Source organism: Streptomyces sp. NPDC019443, assembly GCF_044389785.1.
Lineage (GTDB): Bacteria > Actinomycetota > Actinomycetes > Streptomycetales > Streptomycetaceae > Streptomyces.
The window spans coordinates 224,241-250,326 of sequence record NZ_JBIRYJ010000006.1 but is presented as its reverse complement, the minus strand read 5'-3'; the positions used below and the strand labels follow the sequence as shown (position 1 = coordinate 250,326).

Sequence of the window (26,086 nt, the reverse complement as noted above, 5' to 3'; positions counted from 1 at the left end):
GATACAGCGGAGAGAGACGGGGTGGGGAACAGGCCCGCCGCAGGCGCACCGCACCGTCGAGCGCGCTGTAGCCGGGGGAATGCGTGCCAGGCGTCGTGGGGCTGGGGGCACCTCCCAGGCGAAGCTCTGGGGGAGGGACTTCGAAAACACGCCCCAGCCGGGCGGATCCAGCTGACGCGGGCGGGCAGTTGGCCGGTGACGAACGCTCGCCGAGGGCCAGCCACGCCGCTACGCATGCTGCGCAGCGCGGCAACCGCCCTCCGCGCTCGCGAGCGGATTGTCCGCCGCCCCGACGACGGCGCGGAGTTCGATGCGGCTCAGCGGCTGACGAGCGAGGTCCCGTACTGCGTCGATGGAACGGGATGCCCAGCCTTCACCGTCATTTCGTAGCCGGTCCGCGCGTCATCCGTCGGTCCACGGTGCTAGCGGCCCACGACAGGAGTAGGTTCACCGCGAGGTAGACAAAAGCGATCTCGGTGTAGACCGCGATGGCGTACGAGCCACCGAGGTATTCCACCGCGATGCGGCCATTTCGCAGCAGTTCGGTGTAGCCGATGATGAAGCCCAGCGACGTTTCCTTCAGGAGTACCACCATCTGGCTGATCAGCGCCGGGAGCATGAGCCGTACCGCCTGGGGCAGGATGATCAGCCGCATCGTGGCGGCGCCGCTGAGGCCGATCGCGTAGGCGGCCTCGGTCTGCCCGCGGGGCAGCGACAGGATGCCCGCCCGGATGATCTCGGATATGACCGCGCTGTTGTACAGCGAGATCCCGATGGTGAGTGCCCAGAACGTCGACACGTTCACGCCGACTGCCGGGGCTCCGAGGAAGATGAAGAAGATCAGCAGGAGCAGTGGGAGCCCGCGGAAGACTTCCACCCAGATGCGCACTGGCACGCGCAGCCACGGTTGCCGCGCCAGTCGCCCGACGGCGAGCACCATGCCGAAGCCCAGGGACAGCAGCAGGGAGACTCCGGCCACTCTCAGCGTCGCGACGAGGCCGTCCACGAGCAGTTGCCGCAGGTCGGCGTTGAGCAGCACGCTCCACAGCTCCCCGGACAGCTGGCCGTGGTCGCTGAGTCTGAGGAGTGCCAGGGAGAGGAGCCCAGCCAGCAGCACCGCGCCGACGGTGGTGCCGACACCCATCCTGCGGCGCGCGCGCGGCCCCAGGGCGTCGTAAAGGATGGTGGTCATCGCGCGATCGCCACCTTTCGTTCGATGCGGTGGGCGACGAGTCCCGCGGGAATGGTGATGGCCAGGTACAGCACGCCGGTGGTGATCAGGACGGGGACCACTGCGTGGCTTTCGCTGTTGGCCAGGCGCTGCATGACGTTCAGCAGTTCTGCGACGCCGAAGGCGCTGGCTATCGCGGATGTCTTGGTCAGGGCGATGAAGACATTTATCAGCGGCGGGATCGCACTGCGGAACGCCTGCGGCAGGATGATCAGCCGGAGTGAGGCGCCGAAGGTCAGGCCCACGGCCCGGGCGGCCTCTGCCTGGCCGACCTGGACCGCATTGATGCCGGACCGCACCGCCTCGCAGAAGAACGCGGCGTAGTAAACGCTGAGGGCTGTCACCGCGGACGTCATGAAGGACAGGTGGATGCCGACCTGCGGGAGCCCGAACAGGATGAAGAAGAACACAACGACGGCCGGAACGTTGCGCACAGTCCCGACATAGGCGGTGCCGGCGGCTCGGAGGATGGGCAGGGGTGACACCCGCATCGCGGCGAGCACCGTCCCGAGGGCCAGCGCCAGGGCCGACGATAGGAATGTCAGGATCAGGGTGATCTGGAAGCCGGACCAGAACACGCCCAGGTTCGTGAATACGGCGGACACTGGACACCTCCTCGGAGGCGGGAGAGTCGGGCCGTCCCCGCAGGGAGGACGGGCCGAGCGCCGGGTCGGAGCGGCGGGTCAGGTGCGGTCGGCGGTCACGAGCAGGGGGCGGGTGCAGGGAGGCTCTGCTCAGTGGCGGCGAACTTGCCGACGCCGGCGTCCCAGGCCTTCTTGTACGACCCGTCTTTGGAGAATTCGGCGAGTGTCTTGTTGAGAAACTCGCAGAACGCGGTATTGCCCTTGCTGATGCCCACACCCCACTGTTCGGAGCCGTACGCCTTGCCGAGCAGGACGAGCTTGTCGGGATCCTGGGAGACGTAGCTCGCGCCGATCAGGTCCTGCGTGGCCAGTGCGTCGACGGAGCCGTCCTTCAGCGCCTCGACACACTTCGACGACACATCGAACTCGACGAGCTTGGCCTTCGGGTACGTGGCCCGGGTGTTCTGGGAGACGGCGCCGCCCAGAGTGGAGCAGATCTTCTTGCCTATCGGGTCCTGCGGGCTCTTGAGCCCGTCCGGGTTGCCCTTCTTGACCACGAGGTCCTGCCGGACGGAGAGATAGGGACCGGCAAAGCTGATCACCTGCTTGCGCTTGTCGGTGATGGACATCGTCGCCACGACCATGTCGACCTTGTTCTGCCGGAGGAACTGCTCGCGATTCGTGCCCGACGTTTCGATGAACTGGATCTGGCTTGGCTTCAGTCCGAGCTTCGCGGCCGTGTAGCGGATCATGTCGGCCTCGAAGCCTTCCAGGTCGCCCTTGAGGGTCTTCTGGGAGAGCAGGGGATGGTCGAACTTGACACCGACGCGCAGTTTTCCGGCCTTCGCCACATTGGCCATGGTGGTTCCTGCGGCGAAGGACGGCTGCGCCACTGGTGCGGGGGCCCCGCTTGCGGTCGGCTTGGCGCCATTGCAGGCCGATGCGAACAGCGCCACGGCCGCGGTCGCGATGAGGGCGGGGACTCTGCGGGAGATGCTCATGGGAATGTGTTCCGATCGTGTGTGATGGGGTGGACTCCGGTGCCTGGGCCGGTCGGCAGTTGACCGATTCAGGCCGGCTGTAACCGATTCAGTGGGTGAGGATCTTCGACAGGAACTCGTGGGCGCGCTCGGTGCGTGGCTGGGTGAAGAACGCCTCGGGTGTGGCTTCCTCGAGGATCCGGCCGGCGTCCATGAAGACCATGCGGTGGGCGGCCCGGCGAGCGAAGCCCATCTCGTGGGTGACGACGATCATGGTCATTCCCTCGGCGGCCAAGCTGGTCATGACCTCGAGCACTTCGTTGATCATCTCGGGGTCGAGCGCGGAGGTCGGTTCGTCGAAGAGCATCACCTTCGGTTCCATGGCCAGGGCCCTGGCGATGGCGACGCGCTGCTGCTGACCACCGGACAGTTGCGCGGGGTACTTGTCCGCCTGGTCGGCGACGCCGACCCGGTCCAGCAGCTCGCGGGCCTGCTGCTCGGCCTGAGCCCTGTTCCGGCGGAGGACCTTTACCGGGCCCAGGGCGACGTTCTGCAGCACCGTCTTGTGGGCGAAGAGATTGAAGGACTGAAAGACCATGCCGACGCGGGAGCGCAGCCGTGCGAGTTCCCGTCCTTCCTGCGGCAGTAGGCGCCCGTCCAGGGTGATGGTGCCGCCGTCGATGGTCTCCAGACGGTTGATCGTCCGGCACAGTGTGGACTTGCCGGACCCGGAGGGGCCGATGACGACGACCACCTCTCCCTGCCGGACGGTGAGGTTCACATCCCGCAGGACGTGCAGGGCGCCGAAATGCTTGTCGACCCCCCGCAGGACGACGAGTTCGCCGTCAGTACGTTGTTGACCTTTTGTCGTCGGCTCGACCGGCTTGACCAGTTTTGTATTGTTCATCGGAACCTCCATCGCTTCTTTGCGATTTCGACCGTTTCGGGCGCGGCGCCCGCGGCGCCGTCTCTATACGGAGGGGACCTTCCCTGCCTAGTAGGTCCACCAGGTGGTCCAATCGTTCCGCTAGGCAGCACAACAACTGCCGGGATGCTACGTCTGCCGCACATCGCTGGCAAGGGGTTGCGCGCCTCTCGCTGCGCCCGCAGTTGCGGCAACGGCACTGTTCCCTTGCAAAGCCGCCCACCGGTGGCTTCGGAGGGGCTCCCCTTCCGGGGGAGGGCGCACATACGGGAAGCACGACGGAGGCGGTGCCAAGTCACTCGTCGGCGGGCGCGGAAGCGGGCGTGGCGGCGGTGCGAGGTGTACGAAAAGCGCGGCCGCGGAGGGCCGGGACGGGCGGCTCCCGGCGCTTCAGGCGTGCTCCTGGCCAGTAGGAGGCAGCGCACGAGCCGAACTCTCCTGGCCGGTCCGGCAGGGGGAAGGCAGCGGCACAGCGTGCGGGTCTGCGCCGTGGCGCCGCTCCGGAGCGCTGGTCAGCGAATGGCGATGGCGTTCGCGGGTGAGCCGACGCCACCGTGCAGGTTGAGGGGCTTGACGGTGAGCATGCAGGTCCAGCGCCGGTCCCGGGTGCAGGCCGCGGCCAGCGACCGGAGCCGCCACAACTCGCCGAGGGCGAAGCCGAGCAGGGCGATGAGCTGTTGATGCATCATGCCGTGATCGGTCTCTCGGCCGAACGGTGAATCCGGGCGAGCGGGCAGCGCTTCAAGGGCGTATGTGTCGGAAACGACGGCGGCGAAGCGATGGTCCCACAGCCATGCGAGGACCTCGTGGCTCTGGTCGAGGCCGGTGAAACGGCGTTCGGCACGGATGTGCTGCCGGTCGGCCGGACAGGCGCCGAGGTACCAGGAGGCCCAGCCGGTGTGCAGCAGGAGTACGTCGCCGGGGCGGGGCTGTTCGCCCTGGTGGTCGAGGACGGACTGCAGGTCGGCGGCGCGCAGGTGCTCACCGCGAGCATGGTCGATGGGATGACCGTCGGCGTTGCGGGAAGCTGCGACGTCGAGAACCAGGCCGCGGGTGACGATGCCGCGTTCGGCCCAGTGCTGGATGCCCAAGGAGTCGCTGTCGACGGCGACTTCGGCGTCGGGAGTGGCGTTGTAGAAGCCGTGAACGTGATGGCGGCGGTGCCGCAGGCCGTCGAGATGGGTGGCGGCCTGCGGGCAGAGGCCGTCGATGACATCGTCGCGATGGTCGGGGTGTCGGCTGAACATGCGGTGCTTGGGGACGCTGCGGGTCGGGGAGAGCGGGGGGTCGAATGCGTTGAGCGGGTAGTCCAGGGTGAAGACCTCGCCGGTGCGGACGCAGGCGGCCGACGCCCTGGTCTCCTCGGGGCCTGCCAGGTTGAGCGTTCCGACCTGGTCGCCGGCCCCGAACAGGCCCCAACTGGACCCGGGCGGCGCGTCGGTGCGGCTCAGCAGCTCGGCGTAGGCGGGCAGGTCGGTCATCCAGTGTCCCGGGGCTTTAGGTCACGGGGGGCGGCGCCGTCGTAGGCGGGAAGCAGCGGGCGGGGGATGGGGCCCTTGATGCGCCGACCGCCGGACTTCTCCTCCCAGGCGTGGGCGAGGATGCCAACGCTGCGGGACAGCACGAACAGGCCGCGGCCCAGCTCGGGCGGGAAGCCGAGCTCGCTGTAGACGATGGCGGTGGCGCCGTCGATGTTCATCGGGACAGAGTGGCTGCGGCCCTCGGCCAGGGCGCGTTCCAGGGCGGTGCCGGCGCTCAGCGCCCAGCCCGGCGTCTCCCCGGCGTCCACGGCTTCTCCGACCAGGCGGAGCAGGGGGTCACGGCGCGGATCGCGTGGGTGGAAGCGGTGGCCGAAGCCGGGGATGCGGCGCCCCTCGAAGCGGTAGCGGGCGACGACATCGCGGGCGGCGCCCTCCACGTCCGTACCGGCCCGGTTCAGGTCGGACAGCAGCTCCATGCACTGCTGTCCGGCGCCGCCGTGCACGTCGCCGAGCAGGTTCACGCCGGTGGCCATGGCGTTGTTCAGGCCCAGGCCGCAGGTGGCGGCCATGCGCGCGGCCGCGATGGACGGCGCCTGCGGGCCGTGGTCGACGGCGGCGACCAGGGCGGCCTCCAGCAGGCGGCTCTCGGCGCGGGTCGGCAGGTTGCTGCGCAACATCAGCCAGATCACCTCGACGAAGGACACCTCGCCGATCACCTGCTCAACGGGGTAGCCGCGCAGCAGGATCTCGCCCGGACGGATCCGGCTGATCCCGGTGCGCCACCAGCCGGTGACTCTCTCCTCGTACTCCTCGACGGAATCGAAGGCTGCCATGCTCATACGGCTCCCTCTTCACGCAGTGCGCTGATCTCCTCAGCGGCGTATCCCAGCTCGCTGAGGAGTTGGTTGGTGTGCTCGCCGAGCAGTGGCGGTCCGGAACGGGGCCCCAGAGCGACGCCCCCGACGGTGGCCGGGCTGCCCAGCACCCGCAGTGAGCGTTCGTGGCCTCCAGGGAAGGGCGGGCTGTGGACGAAGCCGCGGAAGGCGATCTGCTCCTGGCGGAGCGCGTCGGGCACGGTCAGCACGCGGGCGGCCGGTACGCCGGCCTCGGCCAGCAGCCACTCCCATTCCTCGGCCGTGCGCTCGGCGAGTGCCTTCTCCAGCTCCTCGGTGAGGGCGGCGCGATGCGTCTTGCGAGCGGATCTTTCTGCGAAGCGCTCGTCCTCCGCGAGCTCGGGGCGGCCGAGAGCCTGGCACAGGGCCGTGAACTGGCGCTGCTCGTTGGCGGCGATGTTCAGCATGCCCTCGGCGGTCGTGAAGGTCCCCGAGGGGGCGGCGGTGAAGTTGTCGTTGCCCATGGGGACCGGGTGCTGCCCGGCGATCAGGTGATTGGAGACCACCCAGCCCATGGCGGTGAGCGCTGCCTCGAGCATCGACACGTCCAGGCGCACGCCCTCGCCCGTACGGTCCCGGTGCACCACCGCGGAGGCGATGGCGAAGGCGGCGGCCATCCCGCCGAGCGTGTCGGCGACGGGATAACCGGCGCGTAGCGGACCGGTGCCAGGGGTGCCGGTGACGCTCATCATTCCCGAAAGGCCCTGCACGATCTGGTCGTACGCGGGCCGGTCGCGCAGGGGGCCGTCCTGGCCGAAGCCGGAGATGGCGCAGTAGACCAGTCGCGGGTTCGCGCCGTGGAGGACGTCCCAGCCCACGCCGAGCCGGTCCATGACCCCGGGCCGGAAGTTCTCGACCAGCACGTCCGCCTGCTCGACCGCGCGCAGAAGGACTTCCCGGCCGCGCTCAGACTTCAGATTGACGGTCAGCGAGCGTTTTCCGCTGTTCTGCGCCAGGAACGAAGTGCCCAGCCGGGCCTCGTTCAGCTCCCGGTCTGCGCCCAGCTGCCTGGCCAGGTCGCCGACGCCCGGTATCTCGATCTTGACCACGTCGGCGCCGAGCAGCGCCAGTTGGTACGCGGCGAAGGGGCCGGCCAGCACGTTGGTCAGGTCGAGGACGCGGACGCCGGCGAGCAGCCCCGCTGCGGCGGGGGGAAGTCCACTCACGTAGTTCCTCCGATGAATTGCAGGGCTGAGAGCCGCTTGGCGGCTTCGGTCAGGACAGGGACGAACGCGGTGACTCGCGCGTCCGTGAAGCGGTAGGTGGGGCCTCCCAGGCCGACTGCGGCGACGACCTGGCCATTCGCGTCGGTGATCGGTGCCGCCACGGCCGAGACGCCTTCCGCGCGCTCGCCGTGACTGACCGCCCAGCCCTGGGCCTCCGCGCGGCGTACGCGCTCCACCAGCACGGCGCCGAAGTCCGGGCCGAGCGCGGCGGCCGCTACAGTGCGATCGAGCTGCTGCGGTGAGGCCGCCGTGAGCAGAACATGGCCAGAGGCGCCGGTCCACAGCGGCATTTCCTCACCCACGCGCACCACATGGCGCAGCTGTTGAGTGCCCTCGTGCTGGGCGATACAGACCCTGGACGTGCCCTGTCGAATGTAAATGCGCGCCGACTCGCCTCCGGATTCGACCGAAAGCCGCCGCAGGCACTCCACCGCCTGGGGCGGCAGCTGCCACGCGTCCTGGGCGAGGCGGGCCCAGCGCAGCAAGCCGGGCCCGGGGGTCACCCGGCCGTCTCCGCGAGTCCACAGCAGGCCGCTCTGCTCAAGCGTGCCGACCAGACGGACGACGGTGGACTTGGCCAGACCAGTGGCGTCGGTCAGCTCCCGCACGCTGCGCGAGCGGTGCGTGTCATCGAACAGCGCCAGCAGGTCCAGAGCACGCAACACGCTGCGCACTCCCTCGGCGCCGCCCTCCCCAACCGCGTTCTGCATCGGTCATTCCTCCCGCTCGGAGCCACAAATTTCTGCCAAGCCTGCCTCAGCAGGGGACCCGGCGGTGTCCGGCGGTCCGCAGCTTGTACGGGCGGCCTGGCGGGTACGTAGCATCCAGCAACATCGGTACCGTCTAGCGAAACAAATGTACCATCAGATGACACTGTGAGGGGGTAGGGGGTGGCAGGCGGCCTCAAACGGCTTCGCCGGTGATCGCGAAGCCGAAAGTGCAGGCGCCCTGGGACGCCTTTGACGCCCCGCTTCTCCGGGGGCAGAACTTCTCATCGCGCCACAGGCGAGTCTGATCGGACGGCGCTCTACGGCGCTGCGCGGTGGAAGGGCCCGGAGCCCGGCGCGGACCCGATGCCTGGCGATGCGGCGGATCGCCGACCTCTACCCCGACGAGGCGAAGACCGACGCCCGTGATGCCCGTGTGATCGCGAAAACACGGGCGAGGCGTGATTTTCGCCCGGACGGACTTGAAGTTCCGGCCCATCGGGCTGAATTCAAGCCCGTTGGGGGTCCCCCGACGAAGTCTGGCGGAGATTGAGGACACTCCCCCTACGCCCGGAGGGCGTGGGGGGACCACAGAAGGGCGTACCGGGGTCTGGGGGCTTGCCCTCAGTTCGGGAAGGGGCGGGGTGGGGGCTGTATCCGATCTTGCGGCTCCGCCGCGTGGGCCCGCCGCAGGCGCACCGCACCGCCCCCGCCTACTCCGCGCCGCCGAACTCGTACGCCTCGACCTCCGCGATCAACCGCCCCCTCCGCTCCTCGTCGTCCTCCAGGAACGACGCCACAAACGAGTTGCGCGCCAGCTCACGCAGCTGCTCGTCGCCCAGCCCCAGCGCCTCGTGCACCGCGTGGAACGTGTCCCCGACGTAGCCGCCGAAGTACGCGGGATCATCCGAGTTGACCGTGCACAGCAGGCCAGCGTCCATCATCCGCGCCAGCGGGTGCTCTTCCAGCGTGTCGACGACCCGCAGCCGTACGTTCGACAGCGGGCACAGCGTCAGCGGAATCCGCTCCCGTGCGAGCCGCTCGACCAGCTCCGGGTCCTCCATGCAGCGCAGACCGTGGTCGATGCGCTCCACGCCGAGGACGTCCAGGGCCTCACGGATGTACGCCGGCGGGCCCTCCTCGCCGACGTGTGCGACCTTGCGCAGGCCGAGCACTGCAGCCGCCTCGTACACCTCGCGGAATTTCGACGGCGGGTGCCCGACCTCCGCCGAGTCCAGGCCGACCCCGGCAATCCGGTGCAGATACGGCTTCGCGGCCTGGAGCGTCTCCATCGCCGACTCGGCGGACTCGTCCCGCAGGAAGCACATGATCAGCCGGGTCGAGATGCCGTGCCGCTCCTCGCTGCGGCCGAGCGCGCGGGCCAGGCCCTCGATCACCGTGGCGACCGGGACGCCACGGGAGGTGTGCGCCTGCGGGTCGAAGAAGATCTCCGCGTGGCGTACGCCCTGGGCCGCGGCGCGCGCCAGATAGGCGTCGGTGAGCTCGGCGAAGTCGTCCTCGGTGCGCAGGACGGCCATCAGGCTGTAGTAGACGTCGAGGAAGGACTGCAGATCCTCGAAGAGGTAGGCGCGGCGCAGCTCTTCGGTGTCCTTGTACGGCAGCTCGACGTTGTTGCGCGCGGCGAGCGCGAAGGCGAGCTCGGGTTCGAGGGTGCCTTCGATGTGGAGGTGCAGTTCGGCCTTGGGGAGGGGCACGACGCTCTCGTCTCGGTTACGGGTGACGTTTGGGGAAAGGGACACGCAGCAGGTCGTGAGCGACGGTCAGTTCCCCCTCGAAACCGGCCGCCCGCGCCTGCCGCTCGAATTCCTCGGGTTCGTTGTACCGCTGCGAGAAGTGCGTCAGGACCAGATGCCGCACGCCCGCGTCACGGGCCGCCCGGGCCGCCTGCCCGGCGGTCAAGTGGCCGTGGTCCTCGGCGAGATGCTCGTCCCCGTCGAGGAAGGTCGACTCGATGACGAGCATGTCGCAGCCGTCCGCGAGCGCGTGCACGCCTTCGCAGAGCCGGGTGTCCATGACGAAGGCGAAGCGCTGCCCTTTGCGGAGTTCGCTGACCGCGTTCAACGGAACGCCGCCCACCTCGCCCTCGCGCTGGAGCCGGCCGACGTCCGGCCCCTTGATGCCGTACGCGGCGAGCTTCTCGGGCAGCATCCGGCGGCCGTCCGGCTCGACGAGGCGGTAGCCGTACGACTCGACGGGGTGCGAGAGTCTGCGGGCCTCGATGGTGTACGACGCGGACTCGGCCAGGACGCCGTCGGCGGCGACCGGAGACGCGATCAGCTCGACCGTCTCGCGGTAGGCAGTCGCGTACCGCAGCCGGTCGAAGTAGCGCTGCCCGTCGGCCGGATAGTGCGCGGACACCTCGTGCGGGACCCGGTCGAGGTTGATCCGCTGGATCACCCCGGCCAGGCCGAGTGAGTGGTCGCCGTGGAAGTGCGTGACGCAGATCCGGTTGATGTCGTGCGCGGCGACCCCGGCACGCAGCATCTGGCGCTGGGTGCCCTCACCGGGGTCGAAGAGGATGCCCTCGCCGTCCCAGCGCAGCAGGTAGCCGTTGTGGTTGCGGTGCCGCGTCGGGACCTGGCTGGCGGTCCCGAGCACGACGAGTTCACGTACGGACAAGGTGAGTCGGCTCCGTCATCCGGGGGGCCACTCGAGGCCGCGGCCGCCCAGCAGGTGGGCGTGGGCGTGGAAGACGGTCTGTCCCGCGCCGGTACCGGTGTTGAAGACGATCCGGTACCCGGCGCCGTCGACCTTCTCCTCGGCCGCCACCTCACCGGCCTCCCGCAGCAGATCGGCGACGAGCTGCGGCTCGGCGGCGGCGAGGGTGGCGGCGTCCCGGTAGTGCGCCCTGGGGATGACCAGGACGTGGGTGGGGGCCTGGGGGTTGATGTCGCGGAAGGCGACGACGGTCTCGGTCTCCCGTACGACTGTGGCCGGCACCTCCCCCGCGACGATCTTGCAGAACAGGCAGTCAGCCTGCGGTTCTCCCGCCATGCCTGGGTCCTCCTCGAGTGAGTCCACTACGACCGGCATCGTATCGAGTGATCGGGTTCGTGGTGCTGTGGGACGGCGACCCGCCCGCCTACGGGAGCTCCGGAGGCGACTTCGCCGGGTTCTCCGTCAGCACCGCCAGCGCCATCCGGACCGCCTCGTCCAGTTGCGGATCACGGCCCGACGCGTGGTCCTGGGGAGACATCACCACCTCCACGTCCGGGTCCACGCCATGGTTCTCCACGCCCCAGCCGTACCCCTCGAGCCAGAACGCGTACTTGGGCTGCGTCACCAGCGTCCCGTCCACCAGTGAGTACCTGCTGTCGATGCCCACCACGCCGCCCCAGGTCCGCGTGCCCACCACCGGGCCGATGCCCAGCGCCTTGATCGCCGCGTTGACGATGTCGCCGTCCGAGCCGGAGAACTCGTTCGCCACCGCGACGACCGGGCCGCGCGGCGCGTCCTGGGGGTAGCTGAAGGGCTGCATCCCGCGCGGCAGGTCCCAGCCCACGATCCGGCGCGCCAGTTTCTCCACGACGAGCTGGGACGTATGCCCGCCGCGGTTCTCCCGTACGTCCACGACCAGTCCCTCGCGCGCCACCTCGACCCGCAGGTCCCGGTGGATCTGCGCCCAGCCCGGCGCCTGCATGTCGGGGACGTGCAGATAGCCCAGCCGGCCACCGGACTTCTCGTGGACGTACGCACGCCGGCCGGACACCCACGCGTGGTAGCGCAGCGGCTCCTCGTCGGCGAGCGGGACGACGACCGCGTGCCGCGGATCGCCGCCGCCCGCCGGGGAGATGGTCAGTTCGACGGGCTTGCCCGCCGCGCCGACCAGCAGCGGCCCCGGCCCGGCGACGGGGTCCACCGGGCGGCCGTCCACCGCGAGGATCGCGTCGCCCGCGCGCACCGCGACGCCCGGCGCGGCGAGGGGCGAGTGGGCCTTCGGGTCGGACGTCTCGGACGGCAGGATGCGGTCGATGCGCCACGCGCCGTCCGCCGCCCGGGAGATGTCCGCGCCCAGCAGCCCCTGCCGCGTCGAGCTGTTCCCGTACCCCCAGCGCGGCGTGACGTAGGCGTGCGAGGTGCCGAGTTCGCCCTGTACCTCCCACAGAAGGTCCATCAGATCGTCGTGGGTGGCCACGCGCTTCAGCACCGGGCGGTAGCGGTCGAGTGCACCGTCCCAGTCGACGCCGCCGAGGTCCGCGCGCCAGAAGTTGTCGCGCATCAGCCGGCCGGCCTCGTCGTACATCTGCCGCCACTCGGCAGCCGGGTCGACACTGCCGCGTACGCGCGAGAGGTCGACGGTGATGTTGGTGTCGCTGTCCTCGTCGCGCGAGGCCCTGCGGTCGCTCGGCACCACTTTGAGCTTGCCGTCCGTGTACAGCAGCACCCGCTTTCCGTCGCCGCTGACCTGGAAGTTCGTGGCGTCCGAGGAGAGTTCCTCGATCTGCTGCTGGTCCAGGTCGTACCGCTCCAGCGCGGTCTTGGGCCCCGGGTCGTCGGGCGTGGCGCGGGTCGTGCCGAGGACGCCGCGCAGCGGGTGGTGCAGCCACAGCAGCCCCTCCTTGGCGGCGCGCAGCGTGGAGTAGCGGGCGGCCTCGACGGGGAACGGCACTATCCGGTCGGCGAGTCCTTCGAGGTCGATACGGGTGACCGGGACGCCGCTCTCCTCGCCGTCCTGCTGCCGCTGGTCCTTGTCCGCCTCGAAGGCCCGCCCGTGGCGCTGCGGTCCGAACGGCGACGGCGTCGTGGCCGCGAGCGTGATCAGGTGCGGGCGGCAGCCGCCGACGAAGGCGAGGTCGAAGACATGCGTGTCGTAGACCGGGTCGAAGGCACGCTCGGAGAGGAACGCGAGGTGCTTGCCGTCGAGCGTGAAAGCGGGCTGGAAGTCGCAGAAGCGCAGCGGGGTCGCCTCGGACACCGAGAGATCGGCGGTGTTGGCGAGCTTGAGCTGGCGCAGCGGGTCGGGCCCCGCGTGCGACCAGGCGAGCCAGCCGGAGTCCGGCGAGAAGGCCAGACCCGTGGCCTCGCCGTGCTCGCTGCGGTCGACCTCGCGGACCTCGCCCGACTCGCGTTCGACGAGCAGTACGCGGCCGTCGTGCGAGGCGACGGCGGCACGGCTGCCGTCGGGGGCGACCGCCAGGCTCAGGACCCGGCCGAGCCGTCCCGCGCCGAGTCTGCGCGGCGTCGCGCCGGGCGCCTTGCCGGTGGCCGGGGCGAATTCGAGGGCGTCGTCCCCCTCGGCGTCGGTGACCCAGACGACGTGCTCCTCGCCGTCGACCCGGAAGGTGCGGGGCAGCCTCGCCCGTACGCCGGGCTCCACGGCGAGCGCCCGCGCGGGCCCTTCCCGGTGCGTGACCCAGTGGACGCCGCCACGGATCTCCACCGCGCTGCCGCGGCCCGTGTGGTCGGGCGTGGCGGTGCCCAGGTAGTAGTCGGCCTTGACGGGGCGGGGCCGCAGATCGGTGCGCTGGCCGCCGAGCCGGATGTCGAGCCTGCGGGGCTCGGCGCCGTCGAGGTCGTCGAGGAGCCACAGTTCACCGGCCGAGGCGTAGGCGACCCGGGTGCCGTCGGTGGCGGCGTGGCGGGCGTAAAAGCCGTCAACTCCGGTGTGCCGCCGCAGATCGGACCCGTCGGCCAGGGACGAGTACACCGCTCCCACACCCTCGTGGTCGGAGAGGAAGGCGATCCGGCCCCCCGCCCACAGCGGGTACTCGATGTTCCCGTCGAGCTCCTCATGCAGGCGTACGAACTCCCCGTCGCCCGCCCGGTCGATCCACAACTTGCCCGCCGTACCGCCCCGGTAGCGCTTCCAGGCGGCGGCCTCGCGCCCCATGGTGGCGGAGAGCAGCACTGTGTGCGGCCCGTACGCCACATCGCCCACGGGCCCGTACGGCAGGACGGTCGCGGGCCCGCCGTCGAGCGGCACCGCCCGCGCCCAGCTGCGGCGCAGCGAGGCCTGGCCGTACGTACTGATCGCGAGAACCTCGCCGTCCGGGGTCCAGCCGCGGACGGACGTCCTTCCGCTGCCCCAGTACGTCAGCCGGTCCGCGGGCCCGCCGTCGATGGGCGCGAGGTGCACCTCGGGCGCGCCGGCCAGCTGCGACGACCAGGCGATGTGCGTGCCGTCGGGCGAGATCCTGGGGTGATTCACCGGAACGTTGTCGGCGCTGACGCGCCAGGCCCGGCCGCCGTCCAGCGGGGCGACCCAGACGTCGTCCTCTGCGGTGAAGGCGATCAACTCGCCGTGGACATGCGGATACCGGAGATAGGCAGGGTGCGTCACACCGTCACCCTAGGCAGGCGGCCGCCGCCCGGTCACGGCTTTCGGATCACTTGCGCGGCGGATCGGGCGTCGCGGTGACGGTCACGGTGACGGTGGCGGTGGCACCCGGGGTCCCGCTCGGCGAGTGGCTGGGCAAACGGGTGGGGGAACGGGTGGGAGCGCCGGAGCAGTTGCCGAGCACGGTGGCCTGGAAGACGACCTTGCGGTCGACCTTCGCGATCAGGTCGCCGCGCACGCACTTTCCCGAACGCTCCTCCGTCACCTTGCCCTTGAGCGTGATGTCCTGTTCCGAGTTGGTCTCGCCCTGGCAGTCGACCGCGGCGCCGCGCGACGGGGAGGGCGACTTGGTCGCTCCGGTACCGGCTTTGCCGCCGTTGATCGTCGCCGTACAGCTGAGCCAGCGCACATCGAAGCCGAGGCGTTCGAGTGTGCTGGTCCCCGTCTTGTCGGTGGTGATCGCGACGGCGACGGAACTCAGTCCACCGGTTGTCGGCTCACAGGCCGTGACACCCACGACTGCCGTGCCGGCAGCGCCGATTGCGGCGAGGGTGCGCGGGTAGCGTATTCGTCTCATGGCCCTCATGAGGGGCAGGCTCCCACTGCGGCCCCGGGCTGCGGTAGACCGCTTGCCGCCACGCATCGACACGGTTCGGGCGGGCGCGAACCCGGGGCTCCGCCCCGTACCCCGCTCCAGCGCCCGAAGGGCGTACGGGGTGGCGGACCCCCAGCGGGCGTACGTGGTCTGGGGCGAAGCCCCAAAGTGGGGCCCCCGCCCGCCAGGGCGTACGGGCGGGAAGGGGAACGCCCGCCGCAGGCGGAGCGTCAGGACCAGCGGCCCGTGCGGCCCAGCAGCAGCGCCGTCGCCGCTGTGCCCGCGGTCGACGTACGCAGCACACTGCGGCCGAGCCGGTACGGCTTCGCACCCGCGTCCGCGAACGCCGCCAACTCCTCCGGCGACACGCCCCCTTCGGGCCCCACCACCAGTACGATCGACCCCTCCGCCGGCAGCTCCGCGGTGGCCAGCGGCTCGGCCCCCTCCTCATGCAGGACCGCCGCGAAATCGGCTTTGGCGAGAAGTGCCGCAACCTGCTTGGTCGTTGCTGCGTCCGCGACCTCGGGGAAGCGGAGCCTGCGAGACTGCTTGCCCGCCTCGCGAGCCGTCGCCCGCCACCTGGCGAGCGCCTTGGCGCCCCGCTCGCCCTTCCACTGTGTGATGCAACGCGCGGCCGCCCACGGTACGACCGCGTCGACGCCGGTCTCCGTCATGGTCTCGACGGCGAGTTCGCCGCGGTCGCCCTTGGGGAGCGCCTGGACGACGGTGATACGGGGCGTCGGCTCGGGCTCCGTGGGGAATTCGAACGGCTCGACGATCAGCCGGTCCTTGCCCTCGGTCCGCAGGACGACGCCCGCGGCACCGCGACCGCGGCCGTCCGTGAGCACGATGTCCTCGCCGGACTGCAGTCGGCGTACGGAGACGGCGTGCCGCCCCTCGGGCCCGTCCAGGGTGAGGACCGCACCCGGTCCCACGCCCTCCAGGGAGTCGACGACGAATACGGGCGCGGTCATCAGGAACGGCCCAGGGCCAGTGCGGCGCGCGCGGAGTCCAGTTCGGCGACGAGTACCTCGACAAGCCGGCCGGCCGACAGGTCGCGCGCCATCTTGTGGCCCTGCCCGGCCCAGAGCGCCATCCCCTGGGGATCGCCCGCCTTGGCGGCGGCCTTGCGCAGAGGGCTCGTCAGATGGTGCACCTGGGGGTAGGCGGCGGGGGCGTACGGGCCGTGCTCGCGCATGAAGCGGTTGACGAGACCGCGGGCGGGCCGCCCGGAGAAGGCGCGGGTGAGTTCGGTGCGTACGAACAGCGGGTTGGTCATGGCCTGCTTGTGCAGCGCGTTGGCGCCGGACTCGGGGCAGACCAGGAAGGCCGTCCCGAGCTGCGCCGCGACCGCGCCGGCCGCGAGCACGCCGGCGATCTGGCCGCCGCGCATCAGGCCGCCCGCGGCGATGACAGGCAGCTGCACGGACTCGCGGACCAGCGCGACGAGCGAGAGCAGCCCGATGCCGGAGCCGTCGGTCGCGGGGTCGTCCCGGTGCGTGCCCTGGTGTCCGCCGGCCTCGACGCCCTGCACGCACACGGCATCCGCCCCGGCCCACTGCGCGGCCTGCGCCTCTTCGGGCGTGGTGACGGTGACGACGGTGAAGGTCCCGGCCTTGGCGAAGGTGTCGAGCACATCGCGGGTCGGACAGCCGAAGGTGAAGGAGACAACGGGAACCGGATCGTCGAGGAGGATGGCGAGCTTCGCCTCGTATCCGTCGTCCCGCCCGGAGTCGGGGTCGCCGAGCGGTGTCTCGTACCAGGCGGCCTCACCGGCGAGCTGATGCCGGTAGACCTCGACGGCGGCGGGGTCGGCGGTGTTGGGCTGCGGCATGAAGAGATTGACGCCGAAGGGCTGCCCGGTGAGCCCGCGGACCTGTTTGATCTCCTGGTACATGCCGTCCGCGGTCTTGTACCCGGCAGCCAGGAACCCGAGCCCACCGGCTTCGGACACGGCGGCGGCGAGCTGCGGGCAGGATGCGCCGCCCGCCATGGGGGCCTGCACGATCGGATAACGGCAAAGATCGGCCAGTGCGGAGGACATGCAGGCATGGTGCCATGTCACTCCCGCACCACCGAATCCGGCGTTCCGTTCGTTAACCGGGCAGCTTGGGGGCTCGCCCGCGAAACCCGCCACCGACAGCAACCACGAACGTCCCCCGGCCCACGGCAACCGCGAGCCCGGTGACTCCGTTTACCGGCCGTTGAACGCGTCCTTCAGGCGGGAGAACAGGCCTTGCTGGCCCGGCTGGAACTGGCCCGTCGGCCGCTCCTCCCCGCGCAGCTTCGCCAGGTCCCGCAGCAGCCGCTCCTGATCCGCGTCCAGCTTCGACGGGGTCATCACCTCGACGTGCACGATCAGGTCGCCGCGGCCCCCGCCCCGCAGGTGCGTGATGCCGCGCCCGTGCAGCGGGATCGACTGCCCCGACTGCGTGCCCGGGCGGATGTCGACGTCCTCCATGCCGTCCAGCGTCTCCAGCGGGCACTTCGTGCCCAGCGCCGCCGCCGTCATCGGGATGGTCACCGTGCAGTGCAGATCGTCGCCGCGCCGCTGGAAGACCGGGTGCGGCAGCTCGTGGATCTCGACGTACAGATCACCCGCGGGGCCGCCGCCGGGGCCGACCTCGCCCTCACCGGCGAGCTGGATGCGCGTGCCGTTGTCGACGCCGGCCGGGATCTTCACGGTCAGCGTGCGACGGGACCGGATACGGCCGTCGCCGGCGCACTCCGGGCACGGCGTCGGAACGACCGTGCCGAAGCCCTGGCACTGCGGGCACGGCCGCGACGTCATGACCTGGCCCAGGAAGGACCGCGTCACCTGCGAGACCTCACCGCGGCCGCGGCACATGTCGCAGGTCTGCGCCGAGGTACCCGGCGCCGCGCCCTCGCCCGAGCACGTCGTGCAGACGACTGCCGTGTCGACCTGGATGTCCTTGGTCGTACCGAAGGCCGCCTCGTTGAGGTCGATCTCCAGCCGGATCATCGCGTCCTGGCCGCGCCGCGTACGCGACCTCGGCCCGCGCTGCGACGCCGTACCGAAGAACGCGTCCATGATGTCCGAGAAGTTCCCGAAGCCACCGGCTCCGAAGCCGCCCGCGCCTCCGCCGCCCGCCTGCGAAAGCGGGTCCCCGCCGAGGTCGTAGACCTGCTTCTTCTGCGGGTCCGACAGCACCTCGTAGGCGGCGTTGATCTCCTTGAAGCGCTCCTGCGTCTTCGGGTCCGGATTCACATCCGGGTGGAGTTCGCGCGCAAGGCGGCGGAAGGCCTTCTTGATCTCGTCCTGCGATGCGTCGCGGCGCACGCCGAGTACGGCGTAGTAGTCCGTGGCCACTTACGACTCCGCCAGGATCTGTCCGACGTAACGTGCCACTGCGCGTACCGCTCCCATCGTTCCGGGGTAGTCCATGCGGGTCGGTCCGACCACGCCGAGTTTGGCAACTGCCTCGTCGCCCGAACCGTAGCCGACCGCGACCACGGACGTGGAGTTGAGGCCTTCATGGGCGTTCTCGTGACCGATCCGTACGGTCATGCCCATACCGCCCGATTCCTTGGCCTCGCCGAGCAGCTTGAGGAGCACCACATGCTCCTCGAGCGCCTCCAGCACCGGCCTGATCGTCAACGGGAAGTCGTGCCCGAAGCGCGTCAGGTTGGCGGTGCCGCCGATCACCAGACGCTCCTCGGTCTCCTCGACCAGGGTTTCGAGCAGGGTCGAGAGCACCGTGGAGACGGTCCCGCGGTCCTCCGCCTCGAAGGAATCGGGAAGGTCCTGCACCAGCTGCGGCACATCCGCGAAGCGGCGCCCGACGACCCGGCTGTTGAGCCGGGCCCGCAGGTCCGCGAGCGAGGTGTCACCGAACGGCGCCGCGCAGTCGATCATGCGCTGCTCGACCCGTCCGGTGTCCGTGATCAGCACCAGCATCAGCCGGGCGGGCGCGAGCGGGAGGAGCTCCACGTGCCGGACGGTGGACCGGGTCAGCGAGGGGTACTGGACGACGGCGACCTGCCGGGTCAGCTGCGCCAGCAGCCGTACCGTACGGCCCACGACGTCGTCGAGGTCGACGGCTCCGTCCAGGAAGTTCTGGATGGCGCGGCGCTCGGGCGACGACAGCGGCTTGACGCCCGCCAGCTTGTCGACGAAGAGCCGGTAGCCCTTGTCGGTCGGGATGCGTCCGGCGCTGGTGTGCGGCTGGGCGATGAACCCTTCCTCCTCCAGCACCGCCATGTCGTTGCGGACAGTGGCCGGCGAGACGCCGAGCTTATGACGCTCGGTGAGCGCCTTGGAACCGACGGGCTCCTCGGTGCCGACATAGTCCTGGACGATGGCGCGCAGCACCTCGAGTCTGCGTTCACTGAGCACCGCGCACACCTCCAGCTGTGGTCCCTGGGCGACTGCTTGGCACTCGATGCATACGAGTGCCAGCCTTTCACCGTGCCAGTGTACGGCCGTGGGGTACGCCCCTAGCAAGGGCGGCCGACCACGCTACCGTGCGACATCCCTGGTCGTTGCCGATAGCGTCCCGGTATGGACGTCAGTTGGGAAGAGTTCGGCTGGGAGCGGCTGGCCGACGGGGTGGGCCGCCGACGGATGCCGGTCTGGGACGCGACTGTGGGTCTGATCGCCGGTGACAGCGGTGTCCTCATGTACGACACGGGCTCCACACTCCGCGAGGGCGCCGAGCTCCGCACCCAGGCGCAGGGGCTGCTGGGCGGCCGCCGGGTGACGCATATCGCACTGAGCCACCCCCACTTCGACCATGTGCTGGGGACGGCGGCATTCGCGGGGGCTCAGGTGTACGGCGCGGTCGGTGTGGCCGATCTGATGAAGCGGGAGCGGGACGGGATCCGCGGCTCGGCGGTACGCCACGGGGTAGCCGAAGACGACGCGGCCCAGGCGGTCGACGTGCTGGTGGTGCCGCACCACATGGTGAGCGGGGAGTGGACGCTGGAGCTGGGCGGCCGCCAGGTGCTGCTGGCGAATGTGGGCCCAGGACATTCGGGCCACGATCTGGCGGTCCTGGTGCCGGGCAGCCCGGAGGTGGTGTTCTGCGGCGACCTGGTGGAGGAGTCGGGCGAACCCCAGGCGGGCCCGGACGCGATCCCGTCCCGCTGGCCGGCGGCGCTGGACCGGCTGCTGTCCCTGGGAGGCGAGGACGCGGTGTACGTGCCGGGGCACGGGGCGGTCGTCGACGCGGCGTTCGTACGCGCCCAACGCGACGTGCTGGCGGCGCGCTTCGGGGTGTCGTAGCGTCTGCCGAATGCGCAGCTACAGCCCCGATCTGACGCCACCTTGGAAGAAGCAGCAGCCGGCTCCCGAGGTCCCCGCCGACCCGGACCTGGTCGTGGAGGAGGTCGGCACGGGCTTCTGCGGCGCGGTGATCGGCTGCGAGGCGGGGACTGTGACCCTGGAGGACCGCTTCGGCAAACACCGGGTGTTCCCGCTGGCCCCGCGGGGCTTCCTGCTGGAAGGCCGCGTCGTCACCCTGGTCCGCCCGACGTCGCCGTCCGCGGCCCGCCCGGTCCGTACGGCCTCGGGCTCCCTCGCGGTCCCCGGCGCCCGCGCGCGGGTCGCGCGCGCCGGGCGCATCTACGTGGAGGGCCGCCACGACGCCGAGCTCGTCGAGAAGGTCTGGGGCGACGATCTGCGGATCGAGGGGGTGGTGGTGGAGTACCTGGAGGGCATCGACGACCTCCCCGCGATCGTCACGGACTTCGCCCCGGGCCCGGACGCGCGCCTGGGTGTACTGGTGGACCACCTGGTCCCGGGCTCGAAGGAGTCCCGCATCGCGTCCGAGATCTCCAGCGCCCACGCCCTGGTGGTGGGCCACCCGTACATCGACGTGTGGGAGGCGGTGAAGCCGTCCTCGGTGGGCATCCGCGCCTGGCCGGCGGTCCCGCGCGGCGAGGACTGGAAGACGGGCGTCTGCCGTGCTCTGGGCTGGCCGGAGAACACGGGGGCGGCGTGGCAGCGGATCCTGTCGGGGGTGCGGTCGTACAAGGACCTGGAGCCGGAGCTGCTGGGGCGGGTGGAGGAGCTGATCGACTTCGTGACGGCGCCGGGGGTGTGAGCGGGGGGGTTCTTTCCCCACCCCGCCCCTTCCCGTAACCGGGGCTCCGCCCCGGACCCCGCGCCTCAATCTCCCCCAGACTTCGTCCGGGGCCCCACGGGGCTGGATTTCGCGTCCGGGACCGCGCCTCAATCGCCGCGAGGCTTGATTTCCGCCGGTCGGCCTGAATTTTCAGGCCGACCGGCGGAAATCAAAGCCCGTTGGGGTCTCCCCCGGACGAAGTCTGGGGGAGACCCAGGACACGCCTTGATGGGCGTACTGAGGGTCCCCCCACGCCCGCAGGGCGTGGGGGGCGGGTCTGGAGGACTTGCCCCCGGTTGCGGGAGGGGGCGGGTCGGGGAACGGGCCCCGCAGGGCACCCCGCCCCGTCAGTCCACCAGGTCCCGCACCACCGCGTCCGCCAGCAGCCGCCCCCGCAGCGTCAGCACCGCACGCCCCTCGGCGTACGGCCCCGGCTCCAGCAGACCGTCCGACAACGCCCGACCCGCTGCCGCCAGGCCGTCCGCGCGCAGCAGGTCCAGCGGGCAGCCCTCGCTCAGGCGGAGTTCCAGCAGGACGCGCTCCACCCGGCGGTCCTCCGGGGAGAGCAGTTCGCGCCCGGCACCCGGCGAGCGGGAGTCGGCAAGCGCCGCCGCGTACGCGCCCGGGTGCTTCACGTTCCACCAGCGCACCCCGCCCACATGGCTGTGCGCGCCGGGGCCGGCGCCCCACCAGTCCGCGCCGCGCCAGTACAGCTCGTTGTGCAGGCACCGGCCGGCCTCGGAGGTCGACCAGTTGGAGACCTCGTACCAGTCGAAGCCCGCCTCCCGCAGCGCCGAGTCCGCGATCAGATACCGGTCCGCGTGGACGTCGTCGTCGGTCATCGGCACCTCGCCCCGGCGGATGCGGCGCGCCAGCTGCGTGCCCTCCTCCACGATCAGCGCGTACGCCGAGATGTGGTCGGGCCCGGCTGCCACCGCCGCCGCCAGGGACGCGCGCCAGTCGTCGTCGCTCTCCCCCGGCGTGCCGTAGATCAGGTCGAGGTTCACGTGGCCGAAGCCCGCCTCCCGCGCCTCCGCGACGCACGCCTCCGGACGGCCCGGGGTATGCGTACGGTCCAGCACCTTCAGTACGTGCTGCCGCGCGCTCTGCATCCCGAAGGAGATCCGGTTGAAGCCCCCGGCGCGCAGCTGGGCGAGATACTCCGGATCCACCGACTCCGGGTTCGCCTCGGTGGTGATCTCCGCGTCGTCGGCGAGCCCGAATTCGTCCCGTACGGCATCCAGCATCCGTACGAGATCTCCCGCGGCCAGCAGCGTCGGCGTACCGCCCCCGACGAACACCGTCCGCACCTGCCGCGGGTCGTCGCCCAGCACCTTGCGGGCCAGCCGGATCTCCTCCGCCACCATCTCGGCGTAGTTGTCGCGGGAGGCCAGCACGCCGCCCGAGCCGCGCAGCTCGGTCGCCGTGTAGGTGTTGAAGTCGCAGTAGCCGCAGCGCGTCGCGCAGTACGGCACATGCAGGTAAAAGGCGAGCGGCCGGTCCGCGGCGCCCTGGAGCGCGGACGCGGGCAGCGCCCCGTCCTCGGGCATGGGCTCACCATCGGGCAGTACGGAAGGCATGCCCCCCATTGTCCGTCACCGTGGCCGTCACCCCGAACGGCTACTGCGCCTGGAGCACCAGAAGCGCCAGATCGTCCTCCGGAGGCGTCTCCGCGAACTCGTACACCGCCTGCCTGATCCGCTCCGCGACTCCCTGCGCGGTGAGCCCCGCGCACCCGGCGAGCACCCGCTCGAGCCCGTCGCCGTCGTCGAACATCCGCGGCCCCGAGCGACGCTCGGTCACCCCGTCCGTGACGCAGAGCAGCGTGTCGCCCGGCTCCAGGTCGAAGGTCTGGCTCAGGTACGCCACGTCGTCGACGACCCCGAGCAGCACCTGCGGCTCCGCCGCCGTACGCACCCGGCCGTCGGGGCGCAGCAGCAGCGGCAGCGGATGACCCGCGCTCGCGAGGGTGCATCGCACGCCACCCTGCGGCGAGCGCACCAGCTCGCCGTAGAGCAGGGACAGGAAGCGCGCCTGCGGCCCATCGGGCACGCCCTGCCCGCCCGCCGCCGCGACCATCAGGGCGGCCGCCTCCGCCGCCTCCATCGCGTCGTCGAGCAGCAGTTTGTTCAGCCGGTCGAGCACCTCGCCCACCTGGTATCCCTCGCGGGCGAGCAGCCGCAGCCACGGCCGGGCGAGGCCGGTGACGACGGCGGCCTCGGGCCCGCTGCCCTGGACGTCGCCGAGCATGAAGCACCAGCGGCCGCCGGAGCCGGCCGGAAAGATGTCGTAGAAGTCGCCGCCCGCGACGCCGTCGTCACTCGGCTCGTAGACCAGGAACCGGTCGACGCCCGGGATCTCGCCGACCTTGCCGGGCAGCAGCCCGCGCTGGAGGACCTTGCTGATCGTGGCCTGCCGGGTGTACTGCCGGGCCGCGCTGATCGCCAGGGCGACCCGCCGCGCGAAGTCCTCGATCAGTGCGGTCACTTCGTCGGGCACGCGCGCCAGGCCCTGGCGTGCCACGAGCAGCGTGCCCAGGCCGCGTCCGCCCGCGACGAGGCGGTAGGCGACGGCCGTGCCCTCGCCCGCGCCCGGCTCGCCGTCGCGGGGCCAGGGGATAGGCACAGGTCCGTTGCCCGAGGTCTCTGGCAGCCGCGGAGGTTCCTTTTCCAGGGCCTCGCGCAGCATCTCCATACGGGACTCGTCGCTGTGCCAGACCCGGGCGAGCCGTGGTGCCATCCCTGCCGAGCCGCCCGTCCCCCAGCCCGAGCGCCCGGCCTCGCCGTCCAGCCAGATCGCGCACCAGTCGGCGAGCCGCGGCACCAGCAGCTGCCCGGCGAGGGCCGCGACCATGTCCTCGTCGAGCTGCCCGGCGAGCAGGTCGGAGGCTTCGGCGAGGAAGGAGAGCGCCCCGCGGCTCGCCATGCCCTGATCGGACCGGTCCTCGCGGACGGCGCGCCGCGGCGCGGGGGCGAGGATCTCCGCGGCGCGCAGCCCGCGCTGCAGCGCGGGTTCGGCGCCGGGCAGCGGGCAGGTGTCCCAGCCGTCGACGGGGAGCCGGGCCCAGACGGTCTTGAGGGCTGCGAGATAGGTGATGCCCCAGCGCTCGGCGAGCGCGCCGACGAGGTGGAGACCGCGGCCGTACTCGGGAGTGCCGGTGTGGTCCGCGTCGTGCGTTTGGTTCCGTACGGCCCTTGCGGGGTGGTGGTCGGAGACCTCGATCACCAGCGCGGCGGGTTCACTTTCGGCCGACTCCTCGAGGCGGCAGAGGAGTTCGACGGTGGTGCCCGCGTGTACGACGGCGTTGGTGACGAGTTCGTTGACGATCAGCACGGCGTCGTCCGCGAGCCGGTCCGTACTGTGGTTTCCCGGCCGGCAGCCCGCGGGCCCTGCGCTGCCCCCGCAGAAGGCGCAGGTGGCGAGCAGCCCGAGGTTGGTCCAGTCGGCGAGTGCGGCGCGCACGAAACGGCGCGCGGCGGACGGCGCGAGCGGGTTGCCGGGCAGGCTGGTGCGGGAAATCGACCGTGCGTCGTCCCGTAGTGGGTACAACGCAGTTGAGCGCTGGCCGGTGTCGCGCTGCATCGGAATGGGCCCCACTGTGCGGCTCCTGGTCGGTTCTGGCAATGCGCCGCTTATGACACCGACAGAGTGACAGACTGAGCCTGCCCATAAGCGTCGAGTCACCGAAGTGGGCGGATATGAACAAAGATATTGCGTTGTCTCCCGCCCAGCCGGACTCCCGGCTGCCTGCCCAGCCGCCCACGGACGGCGCCTGGATCCGTGTCTCGGAGCTCCGCCCGCTGCTGGCCGCGATGACGGCATTACGGGACGGCGACTTCCGGATACGGGTGGCGGAAACCCATGAAGGCATGTCCGCGGAACTGGCCACGATGTTCAACCAGATCGCCGTGCGCAACAAGCACTTCGCGGACGAACTGACACGCGTAGGCCGAGAGGTGGTTCGGCACGGCAGGCTGGACGACCGGCTGGCGGCGAGCCCCGGCCAGGGCGCCTGGACCACCGACGTGAACAGTACGAACGCGCTGCTCGACGCCTTGGTGGTGCCCGCGGCGAACGCCGCCCGGGTGCTGGACGCGGTGGCGGGCGGCGATCTGACCCAGCGGGTCGATCTGCACGACGGCAACCGCCAGTTGCGCGGCGATCTGCGCCGGCTGGGCCGCGCGGTCAACAAAATGGTCGACCAGCTCTCGCTCTTCACGAGTGAGGTGACGCGAGTCGCTCGCGAGGCCGGCACCGAGGGGCGGCTCGGCGGCCGGGCCAAGGTGCAGGGCCTGTCCGGGAGTTGGCGGGATGTGACAGAGGCCGTCAATACGATGGCGTCCCGTCTGACGGCCCAGGTGCGGGACATCGCCGCGGTGACCACCGCCGTGGCGCGCGGCGATCTGACCCGTACGGTCACGGTCGAGGCGACCGGCGAGCTCCTTGAGCTGAAGCTCACCGTGAACACGATGGTGGACCAGCTCTCGGCCTTCGCCGACGAGGTGACGAGGGTCGCCCGCGAAGTCGGTACGGAAGGCCAGTTGGGCGGCCGCGCCCAGGTCCGCGGCGTGTCGGGGGTCTGGAAGGACCTCACGGACAACGTCAACTTCATGGCGTCCAACCTGACGTCCCAGGTCCGCAATATCGCGCAGGTCACCACCGCCGTCGCCAACGGCGATCTGTCGCAGAAGATCACGGTCGACGCGCAGGGCGAGATCCTCGAACTCAAGTCGACCATCAACACCATGGTCGACCAGCTGTCCGCCTTCGCCGACGAGGTGACAAGGGTCGCCCGCGAAGTCGGCACGGAAGGCAACCTCGGCGGCCGCGCCCAGGTCCGCGGCGTGTCCGGCGTCTGGAAGGACCTGACCGAGAACGTCAACTTCATGGCCGACAACCTGACCTCGCAGGTCCGGAACATCGCGCTCGTGTCGACGGCCGTCGCCCAGGGCGACCTCGGCAAGAAGATCACGGTCGAGGCGAAGGGCGAGATCCTCGAACTCAAGTCGACCATCAACACCATGGTCGACCAGCTGTCCGCCTTCGCCGACGAGGTGACAAGGGTCGCCCGCGAAGTCGT

Annotated in this window: 22 protein-coding genes and 1 pseudogene; 4 read left to right on the top strand and 19 right to left on the bottom strand. The window is 70.8% G+C overall.

The genetic code is table 11. The features are described from left to right. Positions 1–379: 379 nt before the first annotated feature. From ACH492_RS21215 to ACH492_RS21180, 8 genes are all read right to left on the bottom strand, one after another. Entirely contained in the window at positions 380–1,192 is an 813-nt protein-coding gene (locus ACH492_RS21215; protein WP_398988731.1) for an amino acid ABC transporter permease, read from the bottom strand. Beyond that, positions 1,189–1,836, bottom strand: coding sequence for an amino acid ABC transporter permease (locus ACH492_RS21210; RefSeq protein WP_398988729.1), 648 nt, complete (start codon positions 1,834–1,836; stop codon positions 1,189–1,191). Before ACH492_RS21210 ends, ACH492_RS21215 begins: the two co-directional genes overlap by 4 nt. A gap of 95 nt (positions 1,837–1,931) precedes the next feature. Next, a complete protein-coding gene (locus ACH492_RS21205) occupies positions 1,932–2,816 on the bottom strand; it encodes a glutamate ABC transporter substrate-binding protein (RefSeq protein ID WP_398988728.1) in 885 nt (294 codons plus the stop codon). Positions 2,817–2,904: 88 nt separating this feature from the next. Further along, complete coding sequence (locus ACH492_RS21200; RefSeq protein WP_398988726.1) at positions 2,905–3,702, bottom strand: amino acid ABC transporter ATP-binding protein; 798 nt, start codon at positions 3,700–3,702, stop codon at positions 2,905–2,907. A gap of 530 nt (positions 3,703–4,232) precedes the next feature. Beyond that, positions 4,233–5,201: a cyclase family protein gene (locus ACH492_RS21195; protein ID WP_398988724.1), complete on the bottom strand. Its 969-nt coding sequence runs from the start codon at positions 5,199–5,201 to the stop codon at positions 4,233–4,235. Continuing rightward, positions 5,198–6,034: a citryl-CoA lyase gene (locus ACH492_RS21190; protein ID WP_398988722.1), complete on the bottom strand. Its 837-nt coding sequence runs from the start codon at positions 6,032–6,034 to the stop codon at positions 5,198–5,200. Before ACH492_RS21190 ends, ACH492_RS21195 begins: the two co-directional genes overlap by 4 nt. A 2-nt stretch (positions 6,035–6,036) precedes the next feature. After that, complete coding sequence (locus tag ACH492_RS21185) at positions 6,037–7,260, bottom strand: CaiB/BaiF CoA transferase family protein (RefSeq protein ID WP_398988720.1); 1,224 nt, start codon at positions 7,258–7,260, stop codon at positions 6,037–6,039. Beyond that, positions 7,257–8,030, bottom strand: a complete 774-nt coding sequence (locus ACH492_RS21180; protein WP_398988718.1) for an IclR family transcriptional regulator — start codon at positions 8,028–8,030, stop codon at positions 7,257–7,259. Before ACH492_RS21180 ends, ACH492_RS21185 begins: the two co-directional genes overlap by 4 nt. A 364-nt stretch (positions 8,031–8,394) precedes the next feature. On the opposite strand from ACH492_RS21180, the pseudogene ACH492_RS21175 reads away from it, so the two are divergent. Beyond that, positions 8,395–8,580: pseudogene (locus ACH492_RS21175) on the top strand (transposase); the annotation flags it as partial. Between the two features lie 160 nt (positions 8,581–8,740). Here ACH492_RS21175 and ACH492_RS21170 read toward each other — a convergent pair. The 9 genes from ACH492_RS21170 to hrcA form a co-directional block, all read right to left on the bottom strand. Next, on the bottom strand, positions 8,741–9,742 hold the full coding sequence (locus tag ACH492_RS21170) for an adenosine deaminase (RefSeq protein WP_398989209.1): 1,002 nt from the start codon (positions 9,740–9,742) through the stop codon (positions 8,741–8,743). A 16-nt stretch (positions 9,743–9,758) separates the two neighbouring features. Further along, positions 9,759–10,667: a ribonuclease Z gene (locus ACH492_RS21165; RefSeq protein WP_398988716.1), complete on the bottom strand. Its 909-nt coding sequence runs from the start codon at positions 10,665–10,667 to the stop codon at positions 9,759–9,761. A 15-nt stretch (positions 10,668–10,682) separates the two neighbouring features. Beyond that, complete coding sequence (locus tag ACH492_RS21160; RefSeq protein WP_307665979.1) at positions 10,683–11,042, bottom strand: histidine triad nucleotide-binding protein; 360 nt, start codon at positions 11,040–11,042, stop codon at positions 10,683–10,685. A gap of 88 nt (positions 11,043–11,130) precedes the next feature. After that, the gene (locus ACH492_RS21155) at positions 11,131–14,328 is read right to left on the bottom strand and encodes a S41 family peptidase (RefSeq protein WP_398988714.1); all 3,198 of its coding nucleotides are present in this window, start codon (positions 14,326–14,328) and stop codon (positions 11,131–11,133) included. Positions 14,329–14,374: 46 nt separating this feature from the next. Beyond that, positions 14,375–14,902: a hypothetical protein gene (locus ACH492_RS21150; protein WP_398988712.1), complete on the bottom strand. Its 528-nt coding sequence runs from the start codon at positions 14,900–14,902 to the stop codon at positions 14,375–14,377. A gap of 248 nt (positions 14,903–15,150) precedes the next feature. Next, positions 15,151–15,894 carry a 16S rRNA (uracil(1498)-N(3))-methyltransferase gene (locus ACH492_RS21145; protein WP_398988710.1) on the bottom strand — a complete coding sequence of 248 codons (744 nt, stop codon included), beginning with the start codon at positions 15,892–15,894 and terminating at the stop codon, positions 15,151–15,153. Beyond that, entirely contained in the window at positions 15,894–16,964 is a 1,071-nt protein-coding gene (locus tag ACH492_RS21140; protein WP_398988708.1) for a nitronate monooxygenase, read from the bottom strand. Before ACH492_RS21140 ends, ACH492_RS21145 begins: the two co-directional genes overlap by 1 nt. Positions 16,965–17,114: 150 nt before the next feature. Next, positions 17,115–18,251, bottom strand: coding sequence for a molecular chaperone DnaJ (dnaJ, locus tag ACH492_RS21135; protein WP_398988706.1), 1,137 nt, complete (start codon positions 18,249–18,251; stop codon positions 17,115–17,117). Continuing rightward, complete coding sequence (hrcA, locus tag ACH492_RS21130; protein ID WP_398988704.1) at positions 18,252–19,277, bottom strand: heat-inducible transcriptional repressor HrcA; 1,026 nt, start codon at positions 19,275–19,277, stop codon at positions 18,252–18,254. 165 nt (positions 19,278–19,442) lie between these two features. Between hrcA and ACH492_RS21125 the strand changes: the two genes are divergently transcribed. After that, positions 19,443–20,165: an MBL fold metallo-hydrolase gene (locus ACH492_RS21125; RefSeq protein WP_398988702.1), complete on the top strand. Its 723-nt coding sequence runs from the start codon at positions 19,443–19,445 to the stop codon at positions 20,163–20,165. 10 nt (positions 20,166–20,175) lie between these two features. Beyond that, entirely contained in the window at positions 20,176–20,985 is an 810-nt protein-coding gene (locus tag ACH492_RS21120; RefSeq protein WP_398988700.1) for a DUF3097 domain-containing protein, read from the top strand. A gap of 368 nt (positions 20,986–21,353) precedes the next feature. Here ACH492_RS21120 and hemW read toward each other — a convergent pair whose 3' ends face one another. Both hemW and ACH492_RS21110 read right to left on the bottom strand, forming a co-directional pair. After that, positions 21,354–22,586 carry a radical SAM family heme chaperone HemW gene (hemW, locus tag ACH492_RS21115; RefSeq protein ID WP_398988698.1) on the bottom strand — a complete coding sequence of 411 codons (1,233 nt, stop codon included), beginning with the start codon at positions 22,584–22,586 and terminating at the stop codon, positions 21,354–21,356. A 40-nt stretch (positions 22,587–22,626) separates the two neighbouring features. Next, positions 22,627–24,588, bottom strand: coding sequence for a SpoIIE family protein phosphatase (locus tag ACH492_RS21110; RefSeq protein ID WP_398989207.1), 1,962 nt, complete (start codon positions 24,586–24,588; stop codon positions 22,627–22,629). Positions 24,589–24,818: 230 nt separating this feature from the next. On the opposite strand from ACH492_RS21110, the gene ACH492_RS21105 reads away from it, so the two are divergent. Next, positions 24,819–26,086 (top strand): HAMP domain-containing protein (locus tag ACH492_RS21105; RefSeq protein ID WP_398989205.1); only part of this gene is annotated, 1,268 nt, incomplete at its 3' end.